General features: G+C 43.2%; 11 protein-coding genes. 10 read left to right on the plus strand and 1 reads right to left on the minus strand.

Annotated elements, in window-relative coordinates; all coding sequences use genetic code 11:
• Positions 1-348: 348 nt before the first annotated feature.
• The 8 genes from LIX84_RS02215 (at position 349) to mnhG (ending at position 7,304) form a co-directional block, all read left to right on the plus strand.
• Complete coding sequence (locus LIX84_RS02215; protein ID WP_046875927.1) at positions 349-1,284, plus strand: universal stress protein; 936 nt, start codon at positions 349-351, stop codon at positions 1,282-1,284.
• A gap of 110 nt (positions 1,285-1,394) precedes the next feature.
• Positions 1,395-1,586: a hypothetical protein gene (locus tag LIX84_RS02220; protein ID WP_005392611.1), complete on the plus strand. Its 192-nt coding sequence runs from the start codon at positions 1,395-1,397 to the stop codon at positions 1,584-1,586.
• Between the two features lie 165 nt (positions 1,587-1,751).
• Positions 1,752-4,421, plus strand: a complete 2,670-nt coding sequence (mbhE, locus tag LIX84_RS02225) for a hydrogen gas-evolving membrane-bound hydrogenase subunit E (RefSeq protein ID WP_226420503.1) — start codon at positions 1,752-1,754, stop codon at positions 4,419-4,421.
• Positions 4,421-4,771, plus strand: coding sequence for a Na+/H+ antiporter subunit C (locus LIX84_RS02230; RefSeq protein WP_226420504.1), 351 nt, complete (start codon positions 4,421-4,423; stop codon positions 4,769-4,771). Before mbhE ends, LIX84_RS02230 begins: the two co-directional genes overlap by 1 nt.
• Complete coding sequence (locus tag LIX84_RS02235; RefSeq protein WP_226420505.1) at positions 4,771-6,267, plus strand: Na+/H+ antiporter subunit D; 1,497 nt, start codon at positions 4,771-4,773, stop codon at positions 6,265-6,267. Before LIX84_RS02230 ends, LIX84_RS02235 begins: the two co-directional genes overlap by 1 nt.
• The gene (locus LIX84_RS02240; RefSeq protein ID WP_053807862.1) at positions 6,264-6,740 is read left to right on the plus strand and encodes a Na+/H+ antiporter subunit E; all 477 of its coding nucleotides are present in this window, start codon (positions 6,264-6,266) and stop codon (positions 6,738-6,740) included. Before LIX84_RS02235 ends, LIX84_RS02240 begins: the two co-directional genes overlap by 4 nt.
• On the plus strand, positions 6,733-7,011 hold the full coding sequence (locus LIX84_RS02245) for a cation:proton antiporter (protein WP_005392606.1): 279 nt from the start codon (positions 6,733-6,735) through the stop codon (positions 7,009-7,011). Before LIX84_RS02240 ends, LIX84_RS02245 begins: the two co-directional genes overlap by 8 nt.
• The gene (gene mnhG / locus LIX84_RS02250; protein WP_005392605.1) at positions 7,011-7,304 is read left to right on the plus strand and encodes a monovalent cation/H(+) antiporter subunit G; all 294 of its coding nucleotides are present in this window, start codon (positions 7,011-7,013) and stop codon (positions 7,302-7,304) included. The genes LIX84_RS02245 and mnhG overlap by 1 nt, the downstream gene beginning before the upstream one ends.
• A 19-nt stretch (positions 7,305-7,323) precedes the next feature.
• On the opposite strand, the gene LIX84_RS02255 is transcribed toward mnhG, so the two are convergent.
• A complete protein-coding gene (locus tag LIX84_RS02255; RefSeq protein ID WP_005373312.1) occupies positions 7,324-8,031 on the minus strand; it encodes a GntR family transcriptional regulator in 708 nt (235 codons plus the stop codon).
• Between the two features lie 180 nt (positions 8,032-8,211).
• On the opposite strand from LIX84_RS02255, the gene LIX84_RS02260 reads away from it, so the two are divergent.
• Together LIX84_RS02260 and LIX84_RS02265 are read left to right on the plus strand one after the other, a co-directional pair.
• The gene (locus LIX84_RS02260) at positions 8,212-9,540 is read left to right on the plus strand and encodes a 6-phospho-alpha-glucosidase (protein WP_226420506.1); all 1,329 of its coding nucleotides are present in this window, start codon (positions 8,212-8,214) and stop codon (positions 9,538-9,540) included.
• A gap of 55 nt (positions 9,541-9,595) precedes the next feature.
• The gene (locus LIX84_RS02265; RefSeq protein ID WP_226420507.1) at positions 9,596-11,146 is read left to right on the plus strand and encodes an alpha-glucoside-specific PTS transporter subunit IIBC; all 1,551 of its coding nucleotides are present in this window, start codon (positions 9,596-9,598) and stop codon (positions 11,144-11,146) included.
• Positions 11,147-11,240 lie beyond the last annotated feature (94 nt).

Below are 11,240 nucleotides of genomic sequence, written 5' to 3' on the forward strand. Positions count from 1 at the left end.
CACTGATTCGTGATTGATATGGCATCTTTCAACTAAGTCGTATGAAAATTTAGGTTACCCATTTAAGTCCGTAGCCTAAGTGTGTTATTGCTTATACCCAAGTTACTCAAGGTGAGAAAAAACTTTGAGTAATTTGGGTTTTTATTTGGTCTCAATTTTTAGTATGTCGCTCTATTGGGGTCAGCGGGCCACAGTCGTAAAGAAAAGGAGAAGGTGACGTAAAGCAAAATGAAGCAATATCCATAGCTTAATGAGAATTGATTTCATCAACGTCACAAGCCGTTACAATTATCCGTTAGGTATTATACTTTGTGGGTGGTTAATATTTAACCAAACAAGGAGGTGTGTATGAAACGATTCGCGAACATACTTTTTGCAACACAAGGATTGCCTGGTCATAGTGAGGCGCTCGAACAAGCGATGAGGATCGCATCCAGCAACAAAGTGCCTGTTTCAGGGCTAATTGCGTGCCCCGACTTCCCCGCGGATATGCTCCAGTATCAGCAAAGTTATGAGCAATCGCTACAAGACTCCCTCAAACAAAGCATTCAGGAATACAGACAGAAGCTCGATCTTTCTGAAGATGATCTGGCATTTCCTCTTACTGTGAAAAGCAGTGAAAAACCCGCTGTCTGTATCATTAAAGAAGCATTAGCTGACAACAAAGATCTTATCATCAAAGAAGCTGAACCACTCGGTGAAGGCGCTGAAGGCTTCAAAGCCATTGATATGACACTGTTACGCAAATGTCCTTGTCCATTATGGTTACACCGACCGATTGATAAGCCGAGAGACAAACGCCGTGTGGCTGTTGCTATAGATCCGCTAACGGCGAGCGATGAACAGCACTCATTAGCGGTGCGTTTACTTGAATTATCTCGTTCAATAGCCGACACCTGTGACAGTCGTTTACATGTGATTTCTTGCTGGGAATATTACTTAGAGAATTACCTACATGACAATGCTTGGATTCAAGTCGACGATGCTGAGTTGAAACATGAACTCGACAAAGCAAAAGCCGATCATAAACAAGCTCTACAACAACTGCTGGAAGAGTCGGGGATTACGGGTGAAATTGTGATTCATCATTTACACGGAAAGCCTGATGAAAAAATCCCGGATTACGTAGAAAGCATAGAAGTGGACGTTCTAGTCATGGGTACCTTAGCGAGAACTGGGATATCTGGCTACGTCATTGGTAATACGGCTGAAAACATTTTGCAATCTATAAACTGTAGTTTGGTCGCTCTTAAGCCCGATGGTTTTGTATCGCCGATTCAGTAATTGGTGTGTAACAAACCTGGGTTTAAGTGGTTGTTTTAGGTAAAGGAGGGAGACGGAGTTCTAGAACATGGAATTATCAGTGTATCAATAAGTTATCAGAGGAGAGTGACATGAAAAACCTATGCCCGAAATGCCACACAGAAATGATAGAACGTTCGAACGTTTATGTTTGTCCGAGAAATGATATCGGTGACTGCACCTACGATGCGTTCGAGTTAACTGATGACGATAATCCATACACATTCAGTCGAGAACACGTAAGTAGTGATCTACGTTCTTACACCGTAGCGGACAGCAAGTAGCTGTTTGTATTAACGTTCCTTTAAGTAGCATTCAGTGATTGCTGTTTGCTACTTATCCCTTGGTTTTATGATCTTTTTTGAAATGCTGGGCTAAAACAATCAAGTGGAGCTTTTTATCTTTGCGCTAAATAGGGCGAACTTTCTTATAAAAATGAATGGGCTGCGATGTTGAATAGCATAACGGGTAAAGAAAACCTGCCAAAAAATCCCGATAATCAGTTGGTCTTACTGATTTTCCCTGTGCTGCCAATTTTAATCTTCTCTTTTCTTTTTTACATCTACACACCCGCAGGCGTAAGCTGGAATGCGGAATGGATACCTGGCCTCGATATTAACTTCAGCTTTAGGTTAGATGGTCTGTCATTCCTTTTTGCCGGGCTGATCAGCGGGATTGGCGCACTGATCCAAATATACGCTTTGGCTTACTTACGAGAGAGTGATAGCCGATTTTCCTTTCATTTATACCTAACCCTATTCATGCTTGCCATGCTAGGGATTGTGATGAGCGATAACATCCTGTTGTTATTTGTTTTCTGGGAACTCACCACCATCACTTCTTACTTACTGATTGGTTTTAATCACGAAAACAAAACGTCACGAAAAAATGCACTGCAGTCGTTGATCGTTACAGGTGCTGGTGGGCTAGCGTTGCTAGCTGGTCTTATCTTGCTGGGAGCAATGGCAGGGAGTTATGAGCTAAATACCATTATCGAGCAGGCAGACACGATTGCGCAGCACGAATGGTTTATGCCATCTCTCGTGCTCATACTACTCGGTGCATTTACTAAATCTGCGCAGTTCCCGTTTCATTTTTGGCTACCTAACGCGATGGCAGCGCCCACTCCAGTCAGTGCGTATTTACACTCGGCAACAATGGTAAAGGCGGGCATTTACTTGTTAGCGCGTTTATCGCCAGTTTATGCTCATAGCGAGGTTTGGTTTTATGCCTTAGTGATCACAGGGAGTATCACCGCCGTTTGGTGTACATTTGTCGCATTAAAACAAACTGACTTGAAGCTGATGCTAGCCTACAGCACGAATGTTGCTTTGGGTAAATTAACATTATTGTTAGGTATGGGCACAGAATTGGCCGTGAGTGCGGTATTGATGTTTATCCTTGCCCACTCTTTCTATAAAGCAGCGCTGTTTATGGTGGTGGGCAATATCGACAAAGCGACAGGAACACGAGATATCGATCAACTGTATGGCTTGAAGTCAGTGCTCGTCATCAGCATGGTTGCGGGGAGTTTGGCAGCGTTGTCGAAAGCTGGGTTTCCGCCGTTGTTAGGCTTTTTGAGCAAAGAATACATGTACAAAGCCGCCGTAGAGCTCAATAACTGGATCGCCTTTGTACTTTTAATCGTGAATATACTGATGGTTGCGCTAACCATTATGCTTATAGCGAGACCATTCTTTGCTCGCCGTGATCTCGTGCCAATTGAAACGAAGCCGATTGAGGCCAAAAAGGCTATGTGGGTTTCACCTTTACTCTTGGCACTTGGCAGTCTCATCGTTCCTTTAGTCGGTTTAAATTGGTTAGATCACTACATCATCTTTCCTGGCTCTGCTGACATTCTGCCTGCAGCCGATATTAAAGCGACATCATTATGGCATGGTGTGAATGTACCGCTGGTCCTAAGCGTTATCACGCTAGTATTGGGGTATGTGGTGTACCGTGTTTATCCCACTGTGTCTGCATTTTTTCAGCGGTTACATCTATTCGTCCCCAAAGCGGAGAATGTTTTTGAACGACTATTAGATGACATGATGACACTGGCGAAGTGGCAAACGGCGCTGTTGCAGCAAAAGAAGTTGAGTCGTTATGTTCTGCTATTTTTCACGGTACTCGCCGTCGCTTTGCTTGGTCAGGTAGCATTTATTCCTCTGCCTTTGTTTGAACAGCTTTCAAACGTGGCTTTCTATGAGATTGGCATTGCCTTATTGCTGATTGGTGCAGCGATCGTATGTACGTTGTCTCACTCAAGGCTTCTTGCGATTTCTGCGCTAGGTATGATTGGTTTTATGACCACGCTTGTTTTCATGATCTACAGTGCTCCGGACGTCGCGAAGACTTTACTGTTAGTTGAAACATTAATGGTGGTCTTTTTAGCATTGTTAATGCGTCATATGCCGCGTTTAACCACCGTGCCCAAGCATTCAATAAAACGCAAAGTGGCGAATGCTTGTATAGCGGGCGTGATAGGTGTTTCGATTACTTTCCTCTTGTTAGGAATCACGTCCCAGCCGATGGATTCGTCGGTGTCGGATTTCTTTGCGGAAAATAGTGTCCCAGGCGGGCATGGGCGCAATATTGTTAACGTTATTCTGGTCGACTTTCGTGCGTTCGATACATTGGGAGAGGTTGTCGTCGTTGTCATTGCTGGGATTGCAGCAGTGAGCTTGCTTAAGACAAGAGCGAAAAAGCAAAACCGTATTCAATCATTAATTTTTGCAACCACGGCACATATCGTCGCGGCGCTCATGCTCGTGTTCTCAGTGTATCTGTTATTACGTGGTCATAACGAACCGGGTGGTGGCTTCATTGGTGCATTGATTGCCGTTATTGGCTTATCGCTTCTTATGTTCGCGGAATCACCGAAATACGTTCGTTCTAGATTGTATTTCAAGCCGTTTTTCATTGCGTTATCTGGCATCGCATTGAGCTTAATATCTGGTGCTTTAAGCTTTGCGTTTGATAAACCGTTTTTAACCGGGTTGTGGTGGAAAGATATTATACCACTAGGTACGCCGTTGGTTTTTGATGTTGGTGTTTATCTTGCCGTTATAGGTGGCGTGATGGGGATGCTGCTTCGTATTAATGAGGAGCTAGAGTGATGGAAATAGTCTGGAGTGTTGTCGTTGGAGTATTTGTGGCCGCAGGCGTTTACTTAATGCTGGAAAAGCATATCTTGCGTCTTTTGTTCGGTATCATGTTACTCAGCAGTGCGGTTAACCTTGCTATTTTTACAGCGGGAAGGCTGACTCCTGGAGAGCCGCCACTGATTGGCGATAATGCTCTTTTGCCACCAGATGGCGCAGCAAACCCATTACCTCAAGCGCTAATTTTAACTGCGATAGTCATCGGTTTTGGGCTACTTATTTTTGCTTTAATGTTGCTCTATCGAGCTTATAAAGATTCTGGAACCGCAGACGTCGATGAAATGCAACGTTCTGAGGAGGGCTAATGAGTTCGATTTTGCTGACGTTACCTGTTGTTCTTTCATTGAGTACGGCGCTGACCATTTTCTTTGTACGTCGCTCAACAAAAAGTGCTGAGTGGTTAAGTGGCGCGAGTGCGATTTTGAGCCTTGTCGTCGCAGGCCTTCTCACAGAAAACATCATAAGTAATGGTATTCAAGCCGTTGCTTTTGGCCAGTGGCAAGCACCGTTTGGTATCGTCTTTGTCGCAGATTACTTCAGCGTTGCCATGGTGATGATTACGGCAGTGATTGGTGCGATATGTGTTTTCTATGCCATGGCGGACCTTCACCGAAAACCTTCCTATAGCAATTACCATGCGTTGACGCACGTGTTGCTTGCTGGTGTTTATGGCGCGTTCCTCACCGGAGATATTTTTAATCTGTATGTTTGGTTCGAGGTCATGCTCATCGCGTCATTTGGTTTAATGGTATTAGATGCAACGAAAACTCAAATTGATGGGGCAGTGAAGTATGTGATGTTGAACCTGATTTCGACGCTAGTGTTCTTACTTGCCATCGGTTTGTTGTATGGCGCAACGGGCACCTTGAACTTGGCAGACCTCTATACCAAAGCGGGAGAGAGCGAACTGAGCATCAACATGATGTTGTCCGCCTTGTTTTTGTTTGCCTTCTCTATTAAGGCGGCGCTATTTCCTTTATTTGTTTGGTTGCCAGCTTCTTATCACACCTTACCAAGTGGTGTGGTTGCGCTGTTTGCTGCGTTGCTTACTAAAGTCGGCGTATACGCGTTAATACGAGTCTTCACATTAGTATTTCCGCTCGCCGAGAGTGGTTGGCAGCCGACGTTGATTTGGATTGCTGGCCTCACCATGTTAACGGGCGTTTTGGGGGCGGCAAGTCAATTCGACATTAAGAAAATTCTTTCTTTTCACATCATTAGCCAAATAGGTTACATGATAATGGGATTAGCGATTTACACTCCTTTAGCTTTGGCTGGCGCTATTTTCTACATTGTTCATCACATCATTGTAAAAGCGAATTTGTTCTTAATCGGTGGCTTTATTGAGCGCAAATATGGCTCTAGTCAACTTGAACATTTGGGCGGGGTATATAAAGCAATGCCTTGGTTAGCGTTCTTGTTTCTTGTCCCTGCGTTTTCTCTGGCAGGATTTCCGCCGCTCTCTGGTTTCTGGGGCAAATTTTTGGTGATCAAATCGAGTTTACAGGCTGAATATTACTGGTTAGCCGGTACCGCGCTATTGGTGGGGCTGCTTACCGTCTACTCGATGACGAAAATTTGGAGTGAGGCATTCTGGAAAAAGCCGGTTAGGGAGAAAACAGAACAGACTCTGCAAGTCAAAGTACATTGGTTGTATTGCGTTCCAATTGCCGTATTGACCATGTTCACGTTGATCATAGGCTTGGTGGCGGAGCCTTTTTATCAGTTTTCTGTTCAAGCTGCTGAACAACTGTTAAATCCGAATGAATACATTCGAGCGGTATTGGGAGGAAATTTATGATCTATCTATTCCTTAATCTTTTCTTAGCATTAGCATGGATGATGTTAAACGGCAGTTATTCGAGTCTTAATTTTGTCGTCGGATTTACGGTCGGTTTTTTTGCCTTACGGTTGAGCCAACCATTTGGATTAAAAACCAGCTACTTTCGACGTTTTGCGTCGGCGTTGAAGTTACTGGTGTACTTCGCTTATGAAATGATCATATCGGTTGCAAGAGTCGTGTGGGATGTCGTGACGCCAACGCATTTGAGCCAGCCAGATATCGTCTACGTCCCTTTGGACGTCGATTCAGACCTTGAAATCACCTTACTTGCGAATATGGTTTCGTTAACACCGGGCACACTCAGTTTGGATGTTACGCCTGATAAAAAGCATCTTATCGTTCATGCCATGTTTGCGCCTGAGCATGAAGAAGTTATCCGTGGAATTAAAAACGGATTAGAGCATCGAATTTTGGAGGTGACGCGTGGATAGTTGGCTGCAAATAAGTGTCACTTTTGCCTATGCAGGGCTATTACTCAGTTTTGTTATGGCTTTCTTCCGTTTAATTTTAGGACCAACGCTGGCTGACCGAGTTGTGGCGTTAGATTTGATTTCATTTATTACCATCGGCTTTATTACGGTTTACACCTTAGACAGTGGTGAGGATGCCTTGTTAGATATCGCCATTACATTAGGTTTGGTCGCATTTCTTGGCACAATCGCATTTGCGCGTTTGATCGTTAAAAGGAAGGAGAAAGAATAATGGATGTGTTGATTGGGCTGTTTTTATGTTTAGGGACGTTATTGATCCTAAGCGCTAGTTTAGGTGTGTTGCGGTTGCCAGATCTATATACCCGAATGCATGCCGCAACCAAAGCCGGTACCGTTGGAGTTAGTTGCTTACTACTAGCGGTTGCCTTTTCACTCCCTGAAGTTACTGTGATCTCTCGGGTTATCGGTACGATGTTGTTTATCGTTCTCACTGCGCCAGTTGCCTCCCACCTGCTCGGCAGAGCAATGCGAGAGGTCGGATATAAGATTTGGCGCAATGATTAACCATTAGCGTCGAATAGTACTACGTCCTAGTTGAAATAAACTCGAAGCTGTATTGATGAAGTCGGAAGTAATTGACGGTATATTCAAATGCACGACCATCTTCTAGGTAACCAGTGGACTCAACTTTTAGAATAGGGGAAGCTTCTGATTCATTCAGGTATGAGGCCGTCTCTGCATCTAACAAATACGGTTTGACAGACTGACTGCTTTTCGCAATTTTCAATCCTTTGCTATTTTCAATGTACTCATATTTAGAACCATTCATTATGGCTATGCTCAAGTCTGGAAATAACACTGCTGGCATATGAGTGACTTCGTAAATTTCAGGCTCATCATTAATACATCTGAGTCTATGTATTTCATATGTATCATCATTGGGCGAGAGATTTAACTGCTTAGCAACCTGCTCATTCGGCTTTTTAAGTTCGAACTTTATGACTTGAGAGCTAGGAGTTTTCCCCTGTTTACTGACTTCCTCGATAAAACCCAGCAAATGTAAGGCATCATGTTGGGCTTTTAGATCGTTTACATAAGTTCCACTACCTCTTGTCCGACTAATTAAATTATTGTCGACCAGAATTTGTAAGCTTTTTCTGATGGTTACGCGGCTTACGGAAAACTCTTCTTGCAAATCACTCTCTTTTGGAAGCATCGATTTAGGTTGTAGTTCCCCATCTTTGATCTTTTTTTCTAATCGTTCCGCAATGTCTATGTATTTGGGTTTCATAATACCTCGCTAAGTCTTGGATCATGATAGCAAGAATGTGATCTGAGATGTAGTTAATACTTTTCCTTAGAATTTTTGTGTGATTTTTATCTCGTATCTTTGTGCTTACACTTTAAATGTATTAAAAAAGTATTAATACTTATTTTATACATTTGCAGGGTAAACATTTGAGGTAGCGAAATGAAACGTCAAAAATTAACGATTGTTGGTGCTGGCAGTACATACACACTTGGTATGATGAACAGCCTTATTGCCGAAAAAGATAACTTTCCACTCGCAAAAGTCGTGTTTTACGACATAGATGAAAAACGCCAAGAGTCGAATGCATTAGCTACTGAAATTCTATTGCGAGAACACTATCCAGAAGTTGAAGAGTTTGTTTATACAACGGATAAATCTGTCGCATTCGCAGATTCGGACTTTTTCTTTATCCAGATCCGCACTGGTGGGTTGGCCATGCGCGAGCGTGATGAACAAATTCCGCTATCCAACTCTTGTGTTGGTCAAGAGACATGTGGCGCGGGAGGAATGGCATATGGACTTCGCTCTATCGGCGACATGATCCAGCTAGTGAACGAGATCCGACAAACGTGTCCAGATGCGTGGATTCTTAATTACACCAACCCGGCGGCAATTGTCGCTGAAGCTTTAAATCGTGAATTTCCGCATGATAAGCGAATTCTAAATATCTGTGATATGCCAGCAGCGATTATGGTCAGCTATGCGCAATTGTTAGGATGTGAAATTTGGGACTTTGTTCCTGAATATTTTGGGCTTAATCACTATGGCTGGTTTACCAAAATTCGTAACAAACAGGGTGAAGACTTAACGGATAAAATTAAAAATATCATCCTAAAAGAAGGAATCAGTGCGGTTGATGCGGAAATAGCGGATGACCCATCGTGGCAAGCCACATTCAAAAACATGAGAACGATGCTTGCTGATAATCCAGAGTTTTTGCCGAATACGTATCTTCAATACTATTTGTACCCTGAAAAAATGGTGGCGAAAGAGGAGATCAACAATACTCGCGCAAGGCAGGTAATTAACGGCCGTGAGAAGCGAGTGTTCGAATTGAACGCAAGAATAATTGAAGCGGGCACCACGAAGCACGAAACACTGCATGCCGATATCCATGGTCGATACATGGTGAGAGTCGCGGCTTCGCTAGCCTACAACTTGAGCGATGTATATCTCGTCATCGTACCGAATAATGGTGCTATTACAAACTTACAAAATGACGCCATGGTAGAAGTTCCAGCAGCGCTAACTAGTGATGGACCGAAAGCTTTTACTGTAGGAAAAATCCCAACTTTCCAAAAAGCCATGATTGAGAGCCAACTTGGTTACGAGAAATTAGTCGTGGATGCTTGGTACGAAGGAAGTCAGCAAAAGCTGATTAATGCACTCACACTTAACCGTACCGTGGTTAATGTGCCAAAAGCTAAAGAAATAACAAAACAATTACTAGAAGAAAATAAAGCCTACCTTCCTCAATTTTTTCAATAACAACTGGACGTTCGGGGCCTACTTGTAGGCTCCGTGAATGAAACAAGAGGTTTATATGAAAGACATTATTCAAAGGTTCGGGGCCGCGATGTTTGTTCCTGTTCTATTATTTCCAGCAGCGGGCATGTTATTGGGTTTCTCCGTTGTGCTGTTAAATCAAGAAGTGTTTCCTTGGGCACTGGAGGGGAGTGCTTGGGTTAAAGTCTCGACGATCATTTTACAGGCATCACTCGCCGTATTTAAAAATATGGCACTTATTTTTGCCGTTGGGTTACCTATCGCTTTAGCTAAAAAAGCATCTGGTCGCGCTGTACTTGCAACACTCGTTTCCTACATTACGTTTAACTACGTTATTGGTGGAATCCTTCAATTTTGGGGACCAGAACTGGGCGTTAACTATACGGAAGGTGAGCGAGGTTTGACTGAAGTTGGTGGTATTCTAACGCTTGATACAAACTTGCTAGGTGCCATTTTAATTGCAAGTCTTTCTGTTTGGGTTCACAACCGATTCTTTGATAAAAAGCTACCGGATTGGGCGGCTGTATTTGGCGGAACGCCATTGGTTGTGATCATTAGTTTCCCAATTATGGTCGTGATGGCAATTCTAACTTGTTTGACTTGGCCAAGTATTCAGCATGGTATTAACAATCTGCAATCATTTTTGGTTTCTGCTGGATCTTTAGGGGTATGGCTATTTACGTTTTTAGAGCGAATCATGATACCAACGGGGTTGCATCATTTCGTATATGGTCCCGTTTTTTATGGGCCAGTTGCAGTCGATGGCGGGACGGTTGCCTATTGGATTCAAAATATACAGACATTCGCCCAGAGCTCGGAAAGTTTAACGACACAATTTCCCCAAGGTGGTTTGATGTTGACGGGAATGGGTAAAGTGTTTGGTTGTACGGGTATCGCACTAGCACTTTATTCAGTTGCGAAAAAAGAAAATAAAAAGATGGTGATGGGGTTAGTGCTCGGAGCTGCAATCACAGCAATTCTTACCGGGATCACTGAACCAATAGAGTTTACATTCTTATTTATCGCACCTGCGCTGTTTGCTTTGCATGCGTTGTTATCTGCGACAATGGCAACGATCGCCTTTATGTTTGGTGTTTCCGGTAACTTTCAGACTGGCTTGATAGACTTTATTTTCCAAAACTGGTTGCCTTTGGCTGGTAACCATGCGGGAACATACGTGATTCAGATTATTATTGGTCTCATGTTTACTGGTGTTTACTTTGTGACGTTTCGCGCGCTTATTTTAAAATACAACATACTTACTCCGGGACGTGAAGGTGCAGATAGTAAGTTGTATTCCAAAGCTGACTACAAAGAAGCGAAAGCGGTCCACAACAGTAGCGCAAGTCCGTCACAAGCTAGTGCCTTTATTGAAGGTTTGGGTGGAAAAGAAAACATTGAATTGTTAACTAATTGCGCGACGCGTCTGCGTGTTAAAGTTAAAGATGTCTCCCTTGTACAGGAGAACGCATTTTTCACACAGAACGGAGCGGTGAATATTGTTAGAAATCAAGAGAGCCTTCAAATCATCGTTGGTTTAACGGTGCCACAAGTTCGCGAAGATATGAGCCAACTGATAAAAGCTTAACCCCCAAACTAATGCTCCAGCTCATATGGTTCAAAGGTGAGATAGAATTATCTCACCTTTTTTGTGTACATGAAGCATATTTCGCTCAGTTTCC

The sequence above is a fragment of the Vibrio sp. E14 genome, assembly GCF_020515785.1.
GTDB lineage: Bacteria > Pseudomonadota > Gammaproteobacteria > Enterobacterales > Vibrionaceae > Vibrio > Vibrio diabolicus.

Excerpts from the sequence above, each read along its gene's own strand:
- LIX84_RS02255 (WP_005373312.1), bottom strand. The coding sequence starts at position 8,031 with ATGAAACCCAAATACATAGACATTGCGGAACGATTAGAAAAAAAGATC.
- LIX84_RS02220 (WP_005392611.1), top strand. The coding sequence starts at position 1,395 with ATGAAAAACCTATGCCCGAAATGCCACACAGAAATGATAGAACGTTCG.
- LIX84_RS02260 (WP_226420506.1), top strand. The coding sequence starts at position 8,212 with ATGAAACGTCAAAAATTAACGATTGTTGGTGCTGGCAGTACATACACA.
- LIX84_RS02230 (WP_226420504.1), top strand. The coding sequence starts at position 4,421 with ATGGAAATAGTCTGGAGTGTTGTCGTTGGAGTATTTGTGGCCGCAGGC.
- LIX84_RS02215 (WP_046875927.1), top strand. The coding sequence starts at position 349 with ATGAAACGATTCGCGAACATACTTTTTGCAACACAAGGATTGCCTGGT.
- LIX84_RS02235 (WP_226420505.1), top strand. The coding sequence starts at position 4,771 with ATGAGTTCGATTTTGCTGACGTTACCTGTTGTTCTTTCATTGAGTACG.
- mnhG (WP_005392605.1), top strand. The coding sequence starts at position 7,011 with ATGGATGTGTTGATTGGGCTGTTTTTATGTTTAGGGACGTTATTGATC.
- LIX84_RS02240 (WP_053807862.1), top strand. The coding sequence starts at position 6,264 with ATGATCTATCTATTCCTTAATCTTTTCTTAGCATTAGCATGGATGATG.
- mbhE (WP_226420503.1), top strand. The coding sequence starts at position 1,752 with ATGTTGAATAGCATAACGGGTAAAGAAAACCTGCCAAAAAATCCCGAT.
- LIX84_RS02265 (WP_226420507.1), top strand. The coding sequence starts at position 9,596 with ATGAAAGACATTATTCAAAGGTTCGGGGCCGCGATGTTTGTTCCTGTT.